The sequence below is a fragment of the Paenibacillus sp. sgz302164 genome (assembly GCF_056120505.1).
In genome coordinates, this window is record NZ_JBVYOL010000001.1 from 186,883 (window position 1) to 210,706 (window position 23,824).

Consider the following 23,824-nt stretch of genomic DNA (forward strand, 5'->3'; position numbering starts at 1 on the left):
CCGAAATCTCAATTCGCGGGCTTGGATTCGGCCTTAGCAAGTACATGAACCGTAGTCCCTGCCTCCGCCTCAAACGAATAGGTTGATGCGTCGAGTTGCGTTGGCTCGTAAATCTCCCCTTCAATCCATAATTGGATGGGCAGATTGCAACGAATACGATACACCCCTTTATTATCTGGCTTCAGTACAGCATGCTGTAATTGACCGTCCTTCCATGCCATATCTACCGTTACCGCACCGCGGGCGCGAAGCCCCGTTACTTCACCATTGGACCAAGCATTAGGGAGAGCTGGTAACAAATGAATGGCGTCAGCATGGCTTTGCAGCAGCATTTCCGCGATACCCGCAGTCCCGCCGAAATTGCCGTCTATCTGAAACGGCGGATGATTATCGAGAAGGTTGGGCAATGTGGAGTGCGTCAAAAGGGCAGTTACATTTTCGTATGCTTCTTCCGCATCTCCCAGCCGAGCCCAAAAATTCACAATCCAGGCGCGACTCCAGCCTGTATGTCCGCCTCCGTTTGCAAGTCGTCTCTCAAGTGTCCGGCGAGCAGCAGCACTTAGGCTTGGTGTCTTCTCTGGAGTGATCTGTGTTCCCGGGTGCAAAGCGAACAAGTGTGAGATATGACGATGTCCTGGCTCCACTTCCTCATAATCTTCAATCCACTCCTGTATTTGCCCATGACGCCCAATCTGGGGCTGTGGCAGCTTATCCATTGTAAGTTTAAGCGTTGTCAAGAAGTCCATATCCGTCTCTAACTGTTCACCTGCCGCTAGACATGCGAGAAACAATTCGCGAGCAATCTGGCTATCCATGGATGGCCCATAGCAAAGCACGCCCGTTTCTCCATTCGGCAATCTATATGTGTTTTCAGGTGAGACAGAGGGGCAAGTGACAAGCACTCCACTAGGAAGTTCGACCATATAACCAACAAGAAAAGCAGCCGCTTCTTTCATCATCGGGTAAGCACGTTTCAGAAAGGCCTCATTCCGCTTGAATTGATAATGTTCCCAAAGATGCAAACATAACCATGCAAGACCAAGGGGCCAATATGTCGAGGGTAGATAAAGATCCTGCGGTGCGGTATCCGCCCAAATATCAGTATTATGATGGGCAGCACTGCCACCGCACCCATACATGACTTGAGCGGTTCGGCGACCGTTTGGAATCATCCGTTCGATCAATTCAAAGAGAGGCTCATGGCATTCGGGTAAATTGCAGATCTCAGCCGGCCAATAGTTCATTTGCGCATTAATGTTAATGGTAAATTTGCTGTCCCAGGCCGGCAACATATCCTTATTCCAAATACCTTGCAAATTCGCAGGTAAAGATCCTGGTCTGCTTGAAGCAATAAGCAGATAACGGCCATACTGAAAATATAAAGCTAGAAGTCCGGGGTCTTCATCTCCAGCTTTCATCCGTTCCAATCGTTTCGAGGTATCTTGTTCCACAGCATTGAATGCAGCATCAAGCCTTAACGACGTCCGCTCAAACAGTTTACAATAATCCTCAATGTGGGCCGTTAATAAATCGGTATACGTCCGTGAAGCAGCACGCTTGGCATTCGCAAACGCTGCGGATTCAGGATCGGACTCTCGAAAATCCGTGGCGGCGGAAATGACCAATGTGACGGCATCGGCATTGGTCACGACCAAGTGCTCCCCAATCGTACGCATTTGGCCTCCCTCTGGTTTGCACATCAACACACCGCAATAGTTAACACCTCCGCCACTATTGCCGCTCATCATGATCGAATTACCTTCTTCTGTGCGGATACGGTCTACGTATCGGAACCTTTCCCTTCCCATTCTTGCCGTAAAGGAAATTTGGCCCGGCGTATCAGCCGTCAATCGAATCACAATCGCGCCGTCCGGATAGCTCGCAAAGATCTTGCGACGATAATGAACCTTACCCGCCTTGAAGGAAATACTGACCACTGCTTCTGATAAATCGAGCTCCCGTTCATAATCGATGACTTGGTTATCGTCTAATGTTTGGAAATGAAGAAACAGATCGCCGAGCGGCACATAATGACGCTGGGTTTCAGGGATCGCAGTTAAGGCAAGCGAAGCGAGGGACTCGGCTTCTTTGAGCTTCCCTTCAAAAATGAGGCGGCGAATTTCCGGAAGATGTACCAAAGCATCCGGGTTATGCCGATCCCTCGGCCCTCCATACCATAAGGAATCTTCATTAAGCTGCAATCGTTCGGAGCATGGCCCTCCGAAAATCATAGCTCCCAGCCGTCCGTTGCCAATCGGAAATGCTTCGTCCCAATGCTTGGCTGGGGAGCGAAAAAATAGTCTTTCTTTGTACTCTAAACGTGCTTCACTCGTGATGATTGCCTCCTTCACTTTACAATCGGATTCTATTTCTAATCAGCAGGCTTGTATTCGAACCAATCAAATGCCGCAGGTACATTAGACTGCTTACCGTTTCCCGTTGCATACATACCAAAAAACACGCCTGTGAAACCACCTGCCACTTCGGTATAAAATGATGCCGTCTTCACCGAACAAGTGAAATGGCATTGATGGCGTCCCACGAAAGCTGGGCTGTCCGTATCGTTGAGCGTGACAGCCGAACCGTTTAATAGTCATGAACCTTGCACCTCAGAAAGAGACCAGTCAGATGCATTTTTGTTACTATAATATTCTCTTGCCCGCCTTAAACAGCGATCAGAACTTCATGCTGACTTCGTCCAGGGGATCACCGTTTCGGGATTCAATGGTTCATGCAACCACGTAGGACGTTTGGCGAAGAGTCTCCTGTTTTGTTGTGTAAGTTACGGTTTGGCGGCCTTCTCAACAGATGCGCCTTCCATCTGCTTGTGAAATTTTCTTGGTGTAAAGCCCGTAATCTGCTTGAATTGACGGCAGAAGTGCTCCACGTTGTTATACCCGCAGCGTAAAGCGACCTCCGCGATGGATAGAGAGCCGTGCAACAAATATTCCTTGGCTTGGCGGATGCGGCTTGTAATCACGTCATCCATACAAGAAATCCCGAAAGTCTTCTTGTAAATTGTCTGCAAATACCCAGGACTGATGCGGATAGAGTCGGCCATTCTCGGAACCGCCCAGTCCTGGCTAGGATTACTGTAAATGGCGGTTCGAAGCGTTAACAAGTTGTAGTATTTGGGCGTAATTACTTCTTGAAAGTAAGATTCCAGCAGCTTGTTAAACAGGGTTCTCAGTAAGCAGTCAATGGATGATTCTTTATAATATTTTTGAAATGAGTGTTCGCTGACGAGGAGTTGGAATATTTTGTGGCAGTATTCAGGGTCATTCAATGAAAATGGCACTCCGAATGGAAGCGATGTTTCCGTTACATACGATTCGTTGGATTCGAAACGAATCCAGTCGTTCTTATATTGTTCCGCGCAGGCCCGGTAATAAATTTTTTGATGGGGATGGTATAAAACTCCACTGTGTGCCGGGTACTCCTTCAATTCTTCATTGACCCAGAACAGGGCAGGTGTATGGGTCACGACGAGCAGCCAACAGTTATGGCCCTCAGGGATATCGAACACAAAATTGCTTGCGTGCGCGGCATCATACTCAACATAGAAAATGTTGGTCATCATGATCCTCCAGTATCAAAAAAATGACAATACATCAATTATTTATTAGCATATATTACTGTTTGAAAACAGTCAACGAAGCAAAGGAACGACGGCTCGTTCGGCACTCTTGCCTAGATCGAAAACTAGATGTTCATTGAAATGGTAATGGGGCAGCTGGTTATGGTGATAGCACTCGATCAAAAAGAACAGGCGCGGTTTGCATATTCCCTGCGCTTTAAGTCGCCATCATGAATGATAACCTGTTTCCCTTTCAACTCTTGCATGGCTAAATATCCTCTCAGTGATATAGTTGCCGAATTCCAGTTTCATGGAACTTCCTCCCCTTGTCAATCTATACTTCCGCATACGAATTCAACGGATTTTCTCTTGAAATATTGTCTCACGAGGAGCTGCATCATATCACTGGGTTGTTCACTGGAAAACTCGGCTTGATCCACGAATCGCATGCCGTACGGTGCATTTGGCGTATAGGGCTCCCACCGCGGCAAGTCCTCTCCCGTAGAATCTTTGCCGTTCGGATCTCCACAACGAATGAAGTTCGCCCAGTAATTGCACATTTGGCGGGCAAGATCGTAATGTTTGCCGACGAACGGCCTCCAGCATTTGGCGAGGGTCTCGAAGAAGAACCAGAGATCCACCGAGTGGAACGTTCCAGGGTTATCCCAACCTGGGATTCCCGCATCGAAATTGTAATAGTACAACGGGAGATTGGCGCCGGTATCTGCATTGGCCTGCCCGGCAATCCGTATCGCGTATTCGATGCCACTTACCGAAGCTTTTTTCAAGACCTCATCGAAGTTGCTTGATGGAAATCCGCAAATTTCAAGAAATTCATTGGCATCATCGCCGAATAAGTCGACGGCCAAGTTCTTGATTTCGTCCAGCGAATCGGCCTCCGGAGCGCTGAAAAACTCGGATGACGTATGGCCGAACATCACCGGTACCTGCAAGCGCTTGTTTTGAAGGAACAATTCGAACGCGTTGCCATCACTGAACTTATTGTCGACGACGGTGCCCCAGAACGCATTGTACTCCAGCATCTTGTCTCGGAGAGAAACCGCATCAAGCTTCCGCGCTTCCACAAGCGAGGAAATGCCGAGAAATTCGAAGAATTGAACACCTTCCTGTTCGGCTTCCCTTATATCGCGCAGAAACCTGGGCGTGCGGGCTCCCGGGTAGAGCTCCGTGAATACCCCGCTCTGCACGATCGCTCTCTGAAAGAGGCCGTTGTTCTGCGGTGAAGTAAGCTGGCTCATGACGCTTCCGCCGCCGGCAGATTGTCCGCCGATGGTGATGTTGTCCGGATCGCCGCCGAAAGCAGCGATATTGCGTTTGACCCATCTTGTAGCAGCTTGTTGGTCGAGGTGGCCGAAGTTCGCGGGAGCTTCCGGCGATTCCGCCGTGATTTCAGGGTGGCATAGAAATCCGAACACGTTCAGACGATAGTTGATCGTGACTACGACGATGCCTCTTCGGGCGATGCGTTCCCCGTCGAACTCCATCTCGGCCGTATGACCGACCTGCAGACCTCCTCCGAAATACCATACGTACACCGGCAGCTTTTCATCGGCACGGTTAGCCGGGGTCCACACGTTAAGGTAGAGGCAGTCCTCGTCCATGGCGATGTCCGGTTCCACGGCCCATTCCCGGGTATAAATATTGTTTTCGTCGATTTCTTGTCTGACCTGCATCGAGACCGGCGCGAATTCGTACGCTTTGAGCACGCCCCTCCAGTCTTTGGCGGGCTGCGGGGCACGCCAGCGGTTCTCTCCTACGGGCGGAGCGGCAAACGGGATCCCTTTGAAAATCGTGATCCGGGGGTCGGCTGCTGGCAGCCCTTGTACCAATCCGTTTTCAACGTTTACGACTCTAAGCATGTTTGATTTCTCCTTTCATTAAGCGAACTCTTTCCACGAAAGCGTCTTTGCAAGAATCTGCAAAAGATCATCGACGGACGGTGTATTAGTCTAGAATCAGAAAATGAATGAGGGATATATAAGATCAGATCATACATATCCCTCATTCATAAAAAATTATAATTTTTACTTTTTAGCTAATGCATCGGCACGCATTTTAATAATCTTTTGCGCTTTTTCCGTATCCGAAGCAAATACATCATTCCAGCCGAGGCCTATCACATCTTTCTTCAACATTTCCCAAAGCTTGTCGAACTCTGCTTGATTCTTTGCGAATACCATTTTCCAGGATGTGTTCTTTACATAGTCAGAAATCTGGCTGCGTTTGTTTTTAATATCTGATGAATCGCTTCCTAAACTTGTATTGATATTGGGGACGATATCGATCATCTTATGTTTCAGGTAGTAATCTGTTGCGTTTTCTGCATTATAGGTGTTCTGCCAATCCGTCGTTAACGCTGTCTTGTTCGCTTCAATTGTTGAGCCCCAGTAATTGCTGTTATAGAACTCCCCTGTCTTTGGATCTTTGGCAAAATCGCTTATGATCATCGTGTTAAGCTTGCTTTGTCCGTCCTGGTATCCGCCGCCTCCGTACTCTTCCGGAACGGGTGTATTTTTCTGGAATGCGGTTTGACCCACTTCGGTCAGCTTAAATTTACCGTCTGCCGTCTTTTCGTAGTTGAAGCCTTCAAATCCATTCACATAGTAGCGCAGGCCTTCAGGAGAAGCAAGCCAATCCATGAATTCCATGATCCGATCGGGATCATTGGCTTTGGAACCGATAGCAAATACTCTACCATTGCCGTAATAAGCATCGCTTGCCTGAATGATGTGCATGTCAGCGATCGGAACAGCAACATTCCCGTCACCCTTTTTACCTCTTTCAATTGTATTGTAGAACCCTGTTTCCCATGAGTACCACAAGAGAAGCACCTGCTTGTTGGTCAGCTTTTCTGATACTTTGTTCCAATCCTGGGTTGGTGAGTCAGGATCAACCAAACCCATCTGATTTGCTTTAAAATAGAATTGCAGAATCTTCTTGTACATACTGTTGTCATCAATGAGCGGAACGATGTCGCCTTTTGCATTCAACTGGATGGTGGTGGTTCCTTCTGGCTGCTCATAACCGTACCAATTGCTCAACCAGCGTGCATTTTCCATAGTGCCTCTGCTGTCCCAATCCTTCCACAAGGTGATCGGAGCGATCGCTTTACCGTCCGGAGTCTTGGGAAATTTCTCATGCATTTGCTTCAGAACATTTAAAAGATCATCCAGATTGTTCAGCTTGGGAGCCCCAACTCCCTTGAAATAATCCCAAGGCATTATTGGGCTTGAGTAAGGGGTTTGTTCCGAGAATGTCGTTGGTGAAGTATCTGCCTCAAAAGTCGGCAAAGCATAAATCTTGCCATTCGGATTTACTTTTTGAAATGCTGCATTGAAAGGTTTGAAATGATTATCCACATATTTGGACAGGTTCTGCGTATTCTTGATCTTATCCGTGAGATCCATAATCAGACCGGCTGGAATTAATTCTTCCAACTGATTGTTATTGACGATCAGGAGATCGCCCAAATTTCCTGCTGCCGATCTTGTCTTGTATAGCTGATCGCCGGCAATCTGCGGAGCAAGAATGTTCAATGTGATATTGAACTTATCCTTAATAAGCTTTCCATACCACCCTTTCTGCTCACCTTGATAATTTGCTGCATTGTCAAAAACGGTAATGGTCAGCGGTTTACTGTGATCTAGTGCTGTACTAGCCTTGGATGTAGCTCCAGTACCGGAGTCTGGTGACTTACTTGGTTCCGTTGATGCAGCCTTATTGTTAGATTCGCCTCCACAGCCGGTCAATGCTATCGAAACCATTAAGAGGCTTGCAAACAATAACAACATCGATTTTTTTACTGCTTTACTAGGTTTACTCATACTCAACCCCCATATTGTTTCAATTTATTAAACCGGTGCAAGTTATCCTTTCACTGCACCGATCATAATCCCCTTTACAAAAAACCTTTGGAAAATCGGATAAACCAACATAATGGGCGCTACAACAATAATGGTCACCGTCATTCGAATTGAAGTAGTGGTTTGCTTTGTTGCCAGACTTGTTATCGCTGTCGAACCGGCATTCTGCAGGTTTACCATGCTGGATATGGAACTTGCCTGATTAATATAGTTATATAGAATAAACTGCAAGCTATATAGTTTGCTCTCCGTGACCAACAACAACGTGTCCTGGAAGGAGTTCCACTGATCCACTGCAGCGAATATGGCAACTGTAGCCAATATGGGCTTACAAATCGGCAACATGATTTTGAAAAAAAGGGTCATGGTCCCGGCCCCGTCGATACTTGCCGCATGTTGCAATTCCTTCGGCGTTGATTCCACGAAAGTCTTTACAAGAATGATGAAAAACGGAGCTACGATTGTCGGCAGAATATAGGCCAAAAAATTGTTTGTCAGATGCAAAGACCTCATTGTCAAATACCATGGAATAACCCCGGCATTAAAAAACATGGTTAAAACCGTATAGCGATACCATAATTTTCTCCTCCACATGTCCTCCTGGGTAAACATGAATCCCAGAAAGGCGGAAGCCCCTACCGTCAAAGTGGTTCCAATCACGGTCCTTCCTACAGATACAATGGCTGCATCCCACAACCCCGGTATTTTAAACGCATCCACGTAGTTATGAAATTGGATATTTATCGGGTAAAAGATAACATCACCTTTGGCACTGATATCGTTTGCACTTATCGTATTAATAATGATTGAGTAAAATGGATATACACAAATAAGCGCATACAGGGAAAACAGGAAATATATTAAAACAGTAATCATTTTGTCTGTTGGACTGACCTGGACTTTAATTTTTCTAGTGAGATGGCTGCCATGCACTTTATCATTCGGCGCCAGCCCTACTGCTTTATCACTCATACAATACTCTCTCCTCTTAGTCTTTTTGATAGTCCGTTCACAGAAAAGAGAAGTACAACACTAATCAAGCTCTTTAGCATACTGATCGCGACGGACACGGAATAGCTGCCGCCTCCCATTGCTAGGTTGTAAACATATAAGTCTAAAACCTGTATGGAATCCTTGTTAAATGCATTTTGAAATACGAAATATTGCTCCAAGCCATTATTCAGAAAACTCGCAATTTGCAGCATCAACAAAACAAAATAGGTCGGCACCATACTCGGCAATACTACATGCCAGATCACCCGCATTCTTGTCGCGCCGTCTACATAGGCCGCTTCATATAGAGAATCATCAATACTCATAATCGCCGCTATATACAATATGGCTGACCAACCCAATGTTTTCCATGTCGTCCAAATCCACATCATAATCCAAACATGGTCGGAGTTTTGAAGAAGTAATATCGGGGAATCGATAAATCCAAGTTGTTTCAAAAGGCCGTTGACTATACCTTCACTAGAGAACATTGAAAATGCCAGTGAATAGACCAATACCCAGCTGATGAAGTTCGGCAAGGTTGTTACCGTCTGTATAAACCTCCGGAAACGTACGGATTTGATCTCCGTCAGGAATATGGCAAAAATCATTGGAAGCCAGGAGAATAGCAGATTCAAGCCACTCATCCCAAACGTGTTCTTGAGTATTTGAAGCGTTTGATCGATCTTTACTTGGTTTTCGACCAAGGTATGAAACCACTTCAGACCAACAAACGGCGATTGGGACAGCGGAATCGGCGGCGTATAGTCAAAGAATGCATAAACCCAACCATATAGCGGGTAATATGCAAAGACACCAAGTAAAACCATAAAAGGCATAATAAAGAGGAATTTTATTGTTGAGATGCTTTTCTTGCTGTATTTTTCTATTCGTACCATGTCAGGCCCCCTATTTTATATTCAACGTATTATTGACAAATAACGATATCCAAAAAAAATATGAAGTGCCCAAATGGCAGTTTCACTCTACTCCAGCGCAAAAGGTCATCGATGAATTTGAGGACGTACCTTGTTTTGGTAGCGTTTTCATTCGGTTTCGTTAAAGCTATTATAAGATATCAATTTTTTCAAAACAATGACGTATTCTCATCGATTATTGATCTATTCTCATATAGCTCGGTGAATCACGATGATGGCATCTATGAACAGTGGAGAAAAGGTTGTGGTGCAAAGCTCTAATTCATGATAACGTAATTGATAATGAAGTCATCGGATGGAGTAACTTACTTTGGAAACCAAATTGGATTTTTTTAAATGGAAGCAATATTTCTCATCAATTCTGAAAATCCAGTCTCAATAATTCTGAAAATTTCCTCAAAAATTATGACTCCACACAAAAACAATGAAGAAAAAAATGTGATATTCCAGAAATAATTAGAAAACGGAGCCCGCAAACCCGCGTGGCTCCGTTTTAGTTGTTTCAGAATTCGTTAGAAACTACACTCGCCAGTGGCGAAGATGAAGTATTTGTTGCAGAATTCGTTAGAAAAAAATATTTAAAAATAATTATACTTATACATAATTATACAAAGCTTTATTTGATCCTAATCATTCCTTCAATATTGTTACTAATTGGTTGTTATTACGACTGTCTTGTTTAAGGTATCCCATTTGACCTCAGCGCCTAATGCTTCACTGACGAGCCTTATTGGGATGGGACAAATATACTTCCGTTGATTATTTGAACTTCTGTATCTAGTTCCTACTTCTCCATTAATTTCCACTTCATTAGAACCTACCTGATGACAAATCTGATTTAGCTGCAGTAATCGAACGAGCATCATTCACCCATGTTACTTTTGCATGTAATGCCTCAATTATTTTCCTCATAGGAACGGATTATTAGCTAAATATATTTCCCAAAGTTGACTTTGACTTTCTAAAATTGAAATATCCGATAAATCATTAATAATAAGAGATACCCTTCTCAGATCCGTTTGATTGTATTGGGGGTATTCAATATCAAGCCCGGGTTCATGTTCATACCCGGGCTTGTTTGGTGGTAGGGAATGTTTGATGATCAATTTTACAGATTCCTACAGATTCTACTTGTTGTATATTCTGTAGATCAGAACAACTGCTTCCGCTCTTGTAGCGGTATCTAGAGGATTTATTTTTGCTCCATCACCAGTAACAATTCCGTTCTTGATTAGGGTTGATACGCTTTGTGCTGCATAGGGTGCAACACTTGCATGATCCTCGAATTGGGCAAGATCCGCATCCGAACCTGCGGCCAGTTCCTTCTTGGCGATTTTCATCGCGCGGTCAATCAGTATCATCAGGTCCTGCCTGGATATCTTCTCATCGGGATTGAACCTGTTGTCTCCGACGCCAGCTGCGATTCCAAGTTTTTTAGCCACTGCAAGAGCATCTGCATAATAAGCGTCCTGCCGTACACCAGTAAAATTGCTGTCTGTCTTTGCAGAAAGTCCGAGGGCTTTTACCAAGATGAACACGAAGTCTGCTCTCGTAATATCACGGTCCGGCGCAAAACGGTCTGCAGCCACTCCGTTGATTACCCCTTTGGAAGCCATGACCTCGATGGCCTTCTTCGCCCATGGGTAGTTGTTAATATCGCTAAAAGAGTCATTCACATACGTTACGGCATACCTGCTGAAATATGTGGTAATGAAGGTGATTTTGCCGGACTCCGGATCGTATTTGGCTGTCGGCACTGCAACAGCTTTCCCGTTTCCGTCAATATACCATACCGTAATATGTTCAGGATCTGCCAATTCAGCAGCGGTTGGAGTATAGGGTATTGTTACGGTAACAGGTGCATTTGGATTGCTCCATGACCTTGTTGTACCATCAACCTTAAGGTTAAGCTCAATGACAGGCCTTTCGCCGATGGCGGCTTTTGTCTCACTGTCGAGCTTTGAGGTATCCGCTTTTCCTATCGCAATGTCAACCTTATCTGCCCCAACTAATTCGGATGCCTCCAGCATATTGGTAGGAACCGCTAAATCAGCTGTTTCTGTTTTCAATTTTACTATCTTTGCAGCATCCGTGGATGCCAGAGCCGGAGCCGGCAATCTGATAACGAATGAATTTGCGCCTTCAGCCTTTGGTATTTCAACCAACGCAACGTTGGACTCTTGAAGTGCCTTATCCAAGGCAGCTGAATCGACAGTTGCCGTTGCCGTGCCTGTTGCTTGATCAACAACTGGCGGGGCCACCTCAACTTTGCCAGGAGTTCGTGTTGGTTCTGGTTGTGCTGGCGTTGAAGTAGGTGTTGACGTAGATGTTGGCGTAGGTGTTGGTGATGGTTTAGCAGTTATGGTAATATCACATTCTCCTACAACGCCTGAACCATCGTTCGCTGTAGCCTTAACTGTAACGGTTCCGGCGCCATTCGCTGTTAACAATCCGGTTATATCGATTGTTGCCTGACCGGTTCCATTTACAACACTCCATGTAACCGTCTTGTTCGCTGCATTCTCCGGTGTTACGGAAGCATTCATTTGAAGCGTTTTACCTGCTTCTACAGTCGTTCCGCCCGTTACGGTTATACCTGTTACGGGTACGGCTATTACAGGTTGGGTAATACCCTCCAGGGTTGGCGTTACAACTTTCATCAACCCATTTGCATTAAACTCCAGCTTATCGATGCTAGTCTCCCGATGGAAGCCGAATCCGCTGGTGTACTGTCCCAATGGCGTTACAAACCTATGGTAGGCGATATAATACTCGTCCTTGCCGGGCACCTTGACGATTGACTGGTGTCCTGTACCTAGGATATCTTTGCTTGTGTCCTTCGCCAACAACGTATACTTGAAATCAATTTGACCATGCAGGTTGCTTGACGTACCGTAATTGACATGATAGTTTTCACTGCCTGCATCATCGCACGTCCAAGTAAAGTGGTAAACTCCGTTTCTCTTTATGACTACCATGGATTCCCTAAAATCGGTTGCTCCGGTCAGGCTTCTCATCGTTCCCGGTTTTAAGCTTACCATATCATCATTGAGCTGAACGATGGCAGGAGATCCGTTACCAAAAGTCATATAGGAAGTACCATCGTCATCCGTGAAGATGGAGGGGTCGATGGTCTGCCACATGGTTGTAATACCGGCATTCTTCACGATCTCAGGAGTTATCAACGGTGTGCTTTGCGCTATAAATGGACCCGTCGGGCTGTCAGCTACAGCTACGCCGATTAAGGAAGCTCCATCTTGACGCTTCGCACAGAAGTAGAAATAATATTTTCCGTTCTTTTCTTCAATGGTTGGCGCCCATGCGCTTCCGATCGACCAAGGGACGTCTTTGCCTGCTCCCGCATCCAAAATAACTCCTTCATCTTTCCAAGCCGTCATATTATCGGACGAGAATACGTGGAATTGTGTTCCGTTCCAGCCTTCAAATCCGTCGGTTGTCGGGTAGATGTAGAATTTCCCGTTAAAAACGTCAACATCAGGATCTGCAAATTGACCGCCCAAAGCCGGATTGTTGGCAAATACGCCTTGCACGGTCCATACCTGCGTACTTTGATCCGGTAAATGGATGGTAACGGAAACAGGATTCGATAGATCCACAGTCTGACCGTTTGTTCCATCCATCGTGCACCCTTCGGACAGCACGTAGGTTAGCGGCACTTGTTTCAAATCTTTTTTCGTGCTGTTGCTGCGGCTGAAATATACCGTAGCCTTATGGTTCGCCGCATCGGCTTTCGTTGTAACAATACTGTAGCCGTCTGCTGACGCACCCTTAATCAGTGGAATATCCGTAATGTTGAATTCTTTGGCGATTTCTGTTTCCGTAAGCGCGCGGTTGTATACCTTGATATTATCAAAATAGCCTTTAAAGTACGGGTCATTATAGAATGATTTTCCTAAATAGGCCAGTAAGTCCTCGCCTAAATCGGAAATGGCTATATTTACATGATTGTTTTTACTGAGCAATCTTCCATCCTTATAAATGGCCATGCTTGTAGGTGTAACGACAAGCTTGATATTCATCCATTTGCCTGCTATAGGATCCGTAGTGGCTTTGACCTCCTGCTCAGAGCCCCATGAGCCTGTTGTAATGGCATTCCGCAGTTCAGTATTCCGTGTTCGGAAGAACATATACTTGTTGTTATCTTTACCGATCGCAAAGGTAAAGAAGTTTCCATCTACCGTTACCGGCTTGATATCCATGGAAACCGTTACCGTATCCCTTCCATCAAAGAAGCCTTGGGGGAAAGCTGCATATGTGCTGTCCGAACCATCCAGGTACAGGACTTGTGAGTTCGTATCCGAATCGGTTACGTATGTTGCATTCCCGTTCAAGGTGCCTGTGCGGTTGTTGCCTGAGGTATCCCGGATTGCGTTTCCTGTTTTTGTTTCGTCGAATTTATATTCCAGCACAGGATTTGTTTGGGATGGTTCTGCAACTATAATCTTGACTTTAGCTTTCACAGATGACAGCACTTTTCCATCAGCAACAGGTGCTCCAAAGTTCGGTGTACCATCACTGTTCCAATACAATTTCTGAACTCTGGTATGCCTGCCTGCATCATATAACGGTTCATAACCATTGCCGATGTACTTTTCTTCCTCACGCGCATGGTAGACAAGAATATCATCCTTACCATCCTCGGACACTGTAAAGCTATTGTGTCCCGGTCCATATTGCCCGTTTGCAGCATCGGATTTAAATACCGGATTAGGTGACTTCTCCCACGAACTAGGGTTCAGCAAATCACTTGTATCGGAAGCCGTTAAAAGTCCAAGGCAGTAAAGGGCATCCGTAGCACTTGCGGAATAGGAAATGAATATTTTTCCGTTTTTCTTTAGGACACTTGGTCCCTCATTAACCTCATATCCATGTTTTTCCCAATCATATAGGGGGGATGATATTTTTACTGCATTCGTATCGATCGTTAATGGATCCTTCATTCTTGCTATATATAAATTTGAAACAGAATCAATCTGAGCCCATACAAGATATCTCGTTCCATTATGTTCAAAGGTTGTTGCGTCTAAAGAAAACCCATTAAAAGCCATGTCTGACGGATTGGTCTTCTGCATCTGCCCCATATACTGCCAATTTTCTTTTACCATAGGGTCCAGATTTCCTGGACACATGAGTACTTGTGGACGGATCTGCCAAATATCGGTATTGGATATTGTGGCCGCATAATAGATATACCAATTTCCATCCATATAATGGATTTCAGGTGCCCAAACATGGGGGCTTTGATTCCCGTTAATGGGGTCCTTTGTATAGATTACCTTCTCCTCAGCAGTGGCAAGTCCCTGTATCGTTGTTGCTCTTCTCAGTATGATTCGGTCATACTGGTACATGCCTACATTGTTGTGACCTTCTGAGCCGTCCGTATATGAAGCAGTAAAGTAGTAATAACCATCTGTATGCTTATAAATATATGGATCTGCTCGGTTCATTATAAGTGGATTCCCGTACTCATTATCATATAAAGATCCTTGTACGGTTACGGCTCCTGGGTTTGCATACTGATGCGGATCGATGGCATCCCATGTTACAGGAACGGTGCCTGTCGTGTTATTACTGTATCTCACATTTACATTTGAAGGCAATTGAGGTGCTTGGCCAACTGTTGTAGTCATTGTTACATCTTCTGCGCTTATTATTTTTACCGAATCATCCTTAATACCAAATTCACTTTCGATTTCCTGATCCGTAAGCGCGCGGTTGTATACCTTGATATTATCAAAATAGCCTTTAAAGTACGGGTCATGATAGAATGATTTTCCCAAATAGGCCAGTAAGTCCTCGCCTAAATCGGACATGGATATGTTTACATTTTTGTTTTTACTGAGCAATCTTCCATCCTTATAAATGGCCATGCTCGTAGGTGTAACGACAAGCTTAATATTCATCCATTTGCCTGCTATGGGATCCGTAGTTGCTTTGACCTCCTGCTCTGAGCCATATGAGCCTGTTGTAATGGCATTCCGCAGTTCAGTATTCCGTGTTCGGAAGAACATATACTTGTTGTTATCTTTACCGATCGCAAAGGTAAAGAAGTTTCCATTTACCGTTACCGGCTTGATATCCATGGAAACCGTTACCGTATCTCTCCCATCAAAGAAGCCTTGGGGGAAAGCTGCGTATGTGCCGTCTGAACCATCCAGATACAGGACTTGTGACTTCGTATCCGAATCCGTTACATATGTTGCATTCCCGTTCAAGGTGCCAGTGCGGTTATTGCCTGAGGTATCCTGGATTGCGTTGCCTGTTTTAGTTTCATCGAATTTATATTCCAGTACGGGGTTTTGCTGTGGAGCTTCCACAGGTTTCCATGCCCCCCATTTGGCCATAACGGCATCGTATTCCGCCTTTGTAATCGGCATTACTGTGCCGTGACGCGGTCCTGGCGGCAACCTATACTCGGAAGGGGCAAGCTTCCTGAATACCCCTGATGCGATGTCAGTGGATACCATAGGAAAGTAACCTCCACCGCCATAGTTGTCCAACAGCAGGCACCATTTATTCTCACCGTTGAATTTGAAAATTGCCGGACCTTCCACACCCTGCTGCGCTCCAACGCTATCGGACGAAAGTACGTTGTAGGGCTTGCCCAACAATTGATCGGACGTATCAATAAGAATATTGGAATGTGTCTCATCTTTTGAGAATCTGTAATAGGTTCCATTGTACTTTGTTATATCTACGTCTATTACATCAACCGGTCTTTCAATCCATATCTCAGGTTTCGAAAAGGTATAGAAGTCCCTGGTCTTGGAAATGTAAATCCTTTGTTTCGCATAGTTATCCGATCCAACTCGTGATGCCCAGAACATCACATATTCTCCTGTTTTGTCATCATATACAACTTCAGGAGCCCATGTATTTCCCCCATCATCCGTGGCAACCCTGACCAATCGTTCATTGGACCAGTTCACCAAATCAGTGGATTCCCAGATGACCACCGACTTGCTTCCGGATGTTTGTGCCGAACCCCAATCCGTATCAGCGATCCGAAGATCCGTTGCAACCAGATAGAACTTGTCGCCCTCAGGCGAACGCATGATAAACTGATCCCGTACTCCTTTGGTTCCAACATGTGAAGTCAGTACCGGATCGTTACCATTCATTGCGTCCCAATGCAATCCATCCTGACTTAATCCGAAGTAAGTCTGTTCCGCATCAGGCCGATTGGCACCCGTAAAGTATGAAAATAAATATCCTGCATAATCGGATTCATGGATCGGTGCCGGTTTTGCCTTAACGGTAATGATGATATCCTTTGTTCCGGTTGCTGTTTGATGCGTCAAGTGTGCGGTTAATGATACCTGTGTATCTGCTGCCTGTCTTGTAACGACACCGGGAGGTGTATGATCATAATTTCCATTTACCTGTTCGTTAACATTCACAACATCAGATTTGTCAGTTGTCCAGGTGATATTCACGGTTTCCGTTCCAACCGTCATTGTGCTTGGCAATGTGATGTTGCCGCGTATATCGCCTGCATTGGGAATCACCAATTGCTTTTTTGCCAACTCTATCTCTGGATCTTGAAGCTCATCTGCACTAGCTGCTACGAACACAACGCAAGTTGCAGTTTTGCCTCCGTCGGCAGTTGAAACTGTGATGTCTGTATTGCCTGCTCCAACTGCTGTAACCAAACCTGCAGCGTTTACCGTAGCTACGGCAGGGTTATTACTGGTCCAGGTTACTACCTGATTTGTTGCATTTAAAGGTGATACTGCAGCTGTTAATTGTATCGTATCTCCAACTACAGCACTTGCTCCGATTTTATCCACCTTGACACCTGTCACTGCTACATTAGCCAGTGATGATGCAGCAAGTGCACTTATCTCATCTGAAGTAAGGGCTTTGTTGTAAATACGGAAGTCATCCACCCGTCCATCAAGAAGCGGATCATTAAATTGAGACTTTCCGATATAGTTTGAAGTGGTATTGCCCAAATCCGAGGGTTTGAGCGTCATGGAGCTGTTGCGTCCTACTTCAACACCGTCAAGGTAGAGAATTCCCGTCGCTCCATCTAATGTGACCGCAACATGATGCCATGAACTAGCCGGAACGGGCGATGTTCCATTGATGATTTGTTCATTAATAGCGGGTGTTCGTATGGCAAAACGGAGGTTTCCGGCTTCTGGCGTGACAAACATATAATTCGTTTGGGATGAGCCAAAATCAAAAATTCGGTTCCACCATTTCACCGTATCCAAATTAACTAAAGTTGAAATGGTGCAAGTTTGGAGAGTAGATACAATCCCATCAGGAAGATCGACATATTGATTGGATCCGTTAAGGTCTACGGCGTTTGCAATTTCTCCGCGAACCCAAGAAGCTCCACCAGTAAGAGTGGCTTGATGATTGTTTCCGGAGGAGTCCGCTGCCGTCGTTCCGCTTGCCTCATCAAACTTGTACCATGAAACCAAATCTTCAGTTACTGTAACAGATACTTGCCATGTTTGTCCGTTGTATGTTACGGTTATCGTCGCATTTCCCCTACTGATCCCCGTAACCACACCTAAGGCATCTACTGATGCTACCGTTGTGTCCGAGGATCTAAACGTTGCACTGCTGGTGACATTTGCCGTAGATAAATCATCATAGGTGACAGTTAACAGCGTTGCGTGGGTCGTATTTTTTTTCAGCGTGTATGAAGTGGAATCCAAGGAATATACGGTCCCGCTTTTCAATACATTCGCAGTGAAAATCTTTGTATCGATTGCACTGCCCCTGGTTATCGTAGCAGTCAGGTTTACCGTTGTATTTACACCTGACGGTCTAGTTACAGTACCGTCATTCTGGATAACGCTCTGGTTATCGGAAGTCCATGCGATGGAGGCGCCGGCATATGCGGCAGGCAAACTGACATTGCCTTTTACCGCAGAAAGATCCCCTAAGTCAAGAAGTCCTTTTACGGTTGTGACAGCATCCGTATCATTTAAAGACTCAATCCAGACATTTTTTACCTCACTGGAGGATAAAGCATGGTTGTATATGCGGAAATCCGATACTTTACCTTTGAGATACTTGTCTGCCGAGTACTCAGGTTTGCCGATATAGTTGTACAGATCGCCAATATTCTTAGGAGCATTCGTAACATTTGTCGTTTGGGCAATCACTACCCCATCTTCATACAGCGTTCCTGTTGTTCCTGACAAAGTAAAAGCAACGTTTTTCCATACCCCTTTGGTTAAAGGCGCTCTCTTTGCTGTGTTTTGTTCATTTTCCCACCGGTTTAATGAGATCGTGCTTCTAAGATTCCCGCCCCCGTCTTCCAATAGTGCGAAATACGTTGTACTCGGTGCACCAGCGTATTCAGAGGAGCCAAAAGTATATATCCAGGCCGGGTCAGCATTCGCTGCGTCAAGATAGACGCTGGTCGTTACGGTAATATCCGTTACCCCTGTTAGAATACCATTCGGCATTTGTACGAAACCACTGCTTCCGTCCAGTTCGACCGCTCCCGATCCATTCGCCGCGGTCCCCCAAGTGTAACCACCATTCAAGGTGCCATTGCGGTTGTTACCGGAGTAATCCGTAACTGTTGTTCCACTTCCCTCATTAAACTTGTACCACAGCATCAAACTGTTATCTGCCGCAACTGCCTTGACTGGTGGTGTAAATGGGATTAACCCTGTAAGCATTGTAACAATTAACAAGACTGCTAAAACCCTCATTTTCGCCATAATCTTCTCCCTTCCTACTTTTTCTGGTATTGGGCATGATGTATCTTGTGAATCCGCTTACAAAATATTTTATAGGATAAATAGAAAAATAATAATAGAATTACTTTCGGTAAAAGTTTGATTTTTTTTGCTCTTCGCCGCTAGCAATGCTACCTGCATAATCACGCTCGGGTCTAATCAATAAATATAATTCTTCATTGGTATTTCTCACTAGAATAAATAAAAAAAGGAGCGCTTAATCATTCTGCGCCCCCATAGATGATTTGAAACAATTTTCTCAATCAATTCAAATAACACTCACTAATACTGAAAAGTAGAAAACGGTGATATTCCATAATTTATTAGAAAACGGAGCCCGCAAACACGCGTGGCTCCGTTATTAGGAAACACCGGAGAAGGCAAAACTGTTCCTGGACAGTTGGTACTACTGGGCGACGCACAGCCAAATCCCTGATATGGTGAAGGCTGCGAAAACCATTCGTCAGCATGAAAAAGGAATCTTACGATGGTTTACATCGAAAGTGACAAACGGCATTATGGAGGCTATTAACGGCCTCATTCAAAGCGCTAAACGACGTGCGCGCGGCTACAGGCCGGTCAAAAACCTAAAAACGATGATTTATTTAATTGCAGGTGGACTGAAGTTCAAAACAGTCGAAATTTAAAACAAAAAAGAACCGCGATCAGTTTGGAGCCACAACCCGCTCATCTCACCGAACACGATTCCCTTGTCCAAGTTTTATAGATTTATATTACCCATGTGAAACTGCGAATAGCCAGTATTTCAATCGTCGAAGAAGCAATAAGTGCATCTTTGCTAGCATCCGTCATATTTCGTTTCATATCTTGAGGAGAAGGCAATCCTTCTTGTTGCTTTCTAAGCATCTCAAGTTAAACGTTTACTATTTTAATGGTATATGTAATAATTAGGATAAGACGGAAAGAGGGAGGAAGTGTATGAAGTTCTACTGAACTTGTATGGACTGAACTTTATAACAAGCTTTGCACCAGAATTAAAATACTATTTAGAAAAGAGGTTATTATGAAAAAGATCTCATTAATTTTGTTTGCGGTATTCATGCTTCAGCTCTCTATTGTCTCAGCAGCGTCTGCAAAGAGTACGCTCGTAGCTGGTGAAACACTTGAAAAAGGTCAAGTGTTAACTTCGAATAATGGTATATATTCCCTCATCTTTCAGAACGATAGAAATCTAGTACTTTATAAGAATTTCAATAATACCACAACGTCTCTCTGGGCTTCAGACACTGTTAATTTTCATGCTGATTATTATGATTCATCTGCTGGTTATTACAAATCATATTATCCCGAATATTTAGGTTTCGCCGCAAACCAACCTCCTTCTTCCCCACAAGCTCTTGGTTTACAAGAAAGGGTAAAAGGCTATACTATATGGAGATTTGCTCCCGAATTATGGGCTCCAGGCCATTACGGAAGAAATAATGTGCCAGCTGACCTTTCTGGCGACATTCTAGTTGTTCAAGATGACGGTAATGCAGTTGTTTATAACACAAAGCACGCTGATAAAGGCTGGTATCCTGTCTGGGCTACAAATACTGGCGGGCGTTAAGTTTATTATGAGAGCCGCAGTTTAATGTGGCTCTTTTTTTGTCAAGCCACGTGTCTCTCCCCCCAAATAATTTTATTTTGCTTTAAACTTTATCACTTTGGATCCTTGCGTTCAGATATAAATGGTAACGGGTCAAAGCCTGGAGTTTATCCAGAATTTGACCCGTTTTCTTGTATTATCTTAACTTCAACGTGAAAACCAGAGCAGCTCTGGAATTTCACACAGCTGAAAAAAAGCCAGGGGCATCGCCCTGGCTTTCTTTTATGAACATCTGCTGTAGCCGCAGTTGGCGCAGTTCTTGCAGCCTTCGCTGTTGATCAAGGATGCTGAGCCGCAAGATGGGCACAGGTCCTTCGACGCGGACGCGTCCTGAACAGGCGCGCTATGGCTGTGGCCTCCGTCGCTGTAGCTGCTGGCCGCAGCAGGTGCCGGGGCATCCGGCACTTCGCTGGTCGCGGTCACGAAACTCCGCGCATCGTCCGATTCGTTCATCACTTCGTCGTGCTGCTCGAGCGCTTTGGCGACCGCGTCCGCGATCGATTCGACGCGGTTGTTGCCGAAACCGATAGCGCCGGAGCCACCGATGCCTTTGAGATGCTTCACGAGCAGCTTCACTTTATCGCCGTGATCGCCGTACCGCAGGAACAACGAGCACACGCGGCCCAGCGCCTCGGACATGGCGAATACGTCGGAGCCTGCCTTGCCTACGTTCAGGAAGATTTCGCTTGGCGTGCCGTTCATATCGTTAATCGTAATATACGCCATGCCGAAAGGCGTGTTGACTTTATACGTGGCGCCGCGCAATACTTGCGGACGGCGTTTGTATTGTTTATCGAAAACCTGCTCCGTTTTCGCGTCTACATTGACGGCGAGCTGACTCGAAATGTCGGCGAATGTTTCGGCTTCCTGCTCTTTCGGCGATTTTTCCGCCGGCGCCGCAGCTTCTTCCTTCTTCTCAGCGCTGGTGCTGAGCACCTGCACGTCGCGGCTGCCGTCGCGATAGATGGTTACGCCTTTGCATCCGAGATCGAATGCCAATTCGTACAGCCTTTTCGTTTCTTCCACCGTAAAATCGGACGGGCAGTTGGCGGTTTTGGAGATCGAACTATCCACCCATTTTTGAATAGCGGCTTGGGCACGAATATGGTCTTCCGCGGTCAGCGACATCGCGGTGACGAAGTAATCCGGCAAGTCCTGATCTGGATGCTGATCTTTCCACTCCTGTGCGATCGGCACATACTGTTTATCGAAGCCAAGACGGCTTTGACGGTAATACTCGAAAGCGAAGTAAGGTTCGATTCCCGTGGAAGTGCCTACCATCGTTCCCGTACTGCCGGTAGGAGCCTGGGTAATGACCGTTACGTTGCGCATGCCTTTCTTTTGAATAGCGGCTCCGACTTCGGGATATACCTGAGTCATGTTTTTCATAAAGCCGCTTTGCAAAAACTTCTCAGCATGGAACTGTTTGAAGGAGCCTTTTTCGCCTGCAATTTCCGCTGACGCCAGATACGCTTCTTTGGCCATGAAGCCGTAGATCTTGTCCAGGAATTGCAGCGACTCCGGGCTGCCGTAACGGATTTTCAGCTTAATCATCAGCTCTGCCAGCCCCATGGTTCCTAAGCCCACGCGACGCTCGCCCTGCTGATTGAGCCGGTTTTCTTCGAAATGATACGGCGTTTTGTCAATAACGTTGTCAAGGAAGCGCGTCGAATAACGAACGACTGTAGCCAGGTCTTCCCAATCCACATCATGCTTGTCGGCATCGTAAAACTTGGAAAGATTAATGGCCGACAAGTTGCATACGCCCCACGCCGGCAGCCCCTGCTCGCCGCACGGATTCGTGCAGATGATCGGGTTGAAGTACCAACTGTTGGACATTTGGTTGTAATATTCCATGAACACAACGCCGGGCTCCGCCGATTTCCACGCCGATTCGATAATCGTATGCCATACGTCGCGGGCCCGCACGGTGCGGTAATGCTTAACTTCTTTGCCGAGCTTTTTCCAGGCGTCGAGATTGCCGTCCCACTTGTCGTTATATTCAGGATCAGTCGTATCCGGGAACACAAGTTCCCACTCCAGATCTTCTTTCACAGCTTTCATAAAACCGTTGCTGACGCAAACGGACAAGTTCGCGTTCGTAATCTGTCCCATCGTGGATTTCACGGTAATAAAATCCTCCAGGTCCGGGTGCCAGTCGTTGATCATCAGCATAAGCGCGCCGCGGCGGCTTCCGCCCTGTTCGATCAGCCCTGTCGTATAGCTGAACAATCCGCCCCACGAAACCGCGCCGCTGGAAGAACCGTTAACGCCTTTGACAACGGAACGCCGCGGGCGCAAGGAGGACAGATTGATGCCAACGCCGCCGCCGCGGGACATAATCTCGGTCATTTCGCTCAATGTGCTCATAATTCCGCCGCGGCTGTCTTGCGGGGAAGGGATGACGTAGCAGTTAAACAGCGTCAGCTCGTCGCTGGCATCGGCACCGGCCGCAATCCGGCCGCCCGGAACAAGCTTCCAATCGTCGAGAATGTACCGGAACTTCTCTGTCCATTCTTTCTTTTTCTCCGGGGTCGTCTCTACGGAAGCCATCGCTCCCGCCAGCCTGTCCCACATTTCTTCGGGAGTTTTTTCTATATTTAAAGTGAGCTTCTCCACCGCGGATTCGACGACTTCGCCGCTGCGTGTCCTCACCTTGACCGTTTTGCCGTCGCGGCTTATGATTTCGCCGACTTCTTTAGCTGGAAATTTGGGATCATCTTTCGTCAGAACAAGCACGGTATCGCCAACCTTGGCCAGGCTGGTATCCGCATTTTTAAGCGCGTACCGGTCCAAAAAGATTTTCTCGCTTAAACCATCCAACTTCTTCCTTGTTTGCATCATTTCCAACAACAACACCCTCCCAATAGGCCTCAAAATTATGCAACAACATAGGTCAAGCATATCTTGATAAAATATGTAGAAGCACAATATATTGTGTGCGAGTTCCATTATACAACACTATATTTTGTGCATCTAATAGGTTTTGGACTAAATTCGGCGATTAGTGCAAGCTTATATTCGTTTTTCGGATTTTTCCTTGCTATTGCTCTCTATCTCAGATTTATTTTATCGCTCAGGATATTAATCGC

Annotated in this window: 11 protein-coding genes and 1 pseudogene; 2 read left to right on the forward strand and 10 right to left on the reverse strand. The window is 45.7% G+C overall.

Going from position 1 to position 23,824, the window contains the following annotated elements; all coding sequences use genetic code 11:
- Positions 1 to 8: 8 nt before the first annotated feature.
- From AC0LWT_RS00755 to AC0LWT_RS00795, 9 genes are all read right to left on the reverse strand, one after another.
- Entirely contained in the window at positions 9 to 2,351 is a 2,343-nt protein-coding gene (locus AC0LWT_RS00755; RefSeq protein WP_474679306.1) for a glycoside hydrolase family 95 protein, read from the reverse strand.
- A gap of 20 nt (positions 2,352 to 2,371) precedes the next feature.
- Positions 2,372 to 2,542: a beta-xylosidase family glycoside hydrolase gene (locus AC0LWT_RS00760; RefSeq protein WP_474679307.1), complete on the reverse strand. Its 171-nt coding sequence runs from the start codon at positions 2,540 to 2,542 to the stop codon at positions 2,372 to 2,374.
- A gap of 240 nt (positions 2,543 to 2,782) precedes the next feature.
- Positions 2,783 to 3,580: a helix-turn-helix transcriptional regulator gene (locus AC0LWT_RS00765; RefSeq protein WP_474679308.1), complete on the reverse strand. Its 798-nt coding sequence runs from the start codon at positions 3,578 to 3,580 to the stop codon at positions 2,783 to 2,785.
- A 326-nt stretch (positions 3,581 to 3,906) separates the two neighbouring features.
- The gene (locus tag AC0LWT_RS00770; RefSeq protein ID WP_474679309.1) at positions 3,907 to 5,457 is read right to left on the reverse strand and encodes a carboxylesterase/lipase family protein; all 1,551 of its coding nucleotides are present in this window, start codon (positions 5,455 to 5,457) and stop codon (positions 3,907 to 3,909) included.
- Positions 5,458 to 5,622: 165 nt separating this feature from the next.
- A complete protein-coding gene (locus AC0LWT_RS00775; protein WP_474679310.1) occupies positions 5,623 to 7,422 on the reverse strand; it encodes a type 2 periplasmic-binding domain-containing protein in 1,800 nt (599 codons plus the stop codon).
- A gap of 42 nt (positions 7,423 to 7,464) precedes the next feature.
- Entirely contained in the window at positions 7,465 to 8,433 is a 969-nt protein-coding gene (locus tag AC0LWT_RS00780; RefSeq protein WP_474679311.1) for a carbohydrate ABC transporter permease, read from the reverse strand.
- Positions 8,430 to 9,353: an ABC transporter permease subunit gene (locus AC0LWT_RS00785; protein ID WP_474679312.1), complete on the reverse strand. Its 924-nt coding sequence runs from the start codon at positions 9,351 to 9,353 to the stop codon at positions 8,430 to 8,432. Before AC0LWT_RS00785 ends, AC0LWT_RS00780 begins: the two co-directional genes overlap by 4 nt.
- A gap of 689 nt (positions 9,354 to 10,042) precedes the next feature.
- Entirely contained in the window at positions 10,043 to 10,258 is a 216-nt protein-coding gene (locus AC0LWT_RS00790) for a stalk domain-containing protein (RefSeq protein WP_474679313.1), read from the reverse strand.
- 261 nt (positions 10,259 to 10,519) lie between these two features.
- Positions 10,520 to 19,105, reverse strand: a complete 8,586-nt coding sequence (locus AC0LWT_RS00795; protein WP_474679314.1) for a family 43 glycosylhydrolase — start codon at positions 19,103 to 19,105, stop codon at positions 10,520 to 10,522.
- A gap of 398 nt (positions 19,106 to 19,503) precedes the next feature.
- On the opposite strand from AC0LWT_RS00795, the pseudogene AC0LWT_RS00800 reads away from it, so the two are divergent.
- Positions 19,504 to 19,770 (forward strand): annotated as a pseudogene (locus AC0LWT_RS00800) (ISL3 family transposase); the annotation flags it as partial.
- Between the two features lie 377 nt (positions 19,771 to 20,147).
- Positions 20,148 to 20,693, forward strand: a complete 546-nt coding sequence (locus AC0LWT_RS00805; protein ID WP_474679315.1) for a hypothetical protein — start codon at positions 20,148 to 20,150, stop codon at positions 20,691 to 20,693.
- A 261-nt stretch (positions 20,694 to 20,954) separates the two neighbouring features.
- On the opposite strand, the gene AC0LWT_RS00810 is transcribed toward AC0LWT_RS00805, so the two are convergent.
- Complete coding sequence (locus AC0LWT_RS00810; RefSeq protein WP_474679828.1) at positions 20,955 to 23,576, reverse strand: adenosylcobalamin-dependent ribonucleoside-diphosphate reductase; 2,622 nt, start codon at positions 23,574 to 23,576, stop codon at positions 20,955 to 20,957.
- Positions 23,577 to 23,824 lie beyond the last annotated feature (248 nt).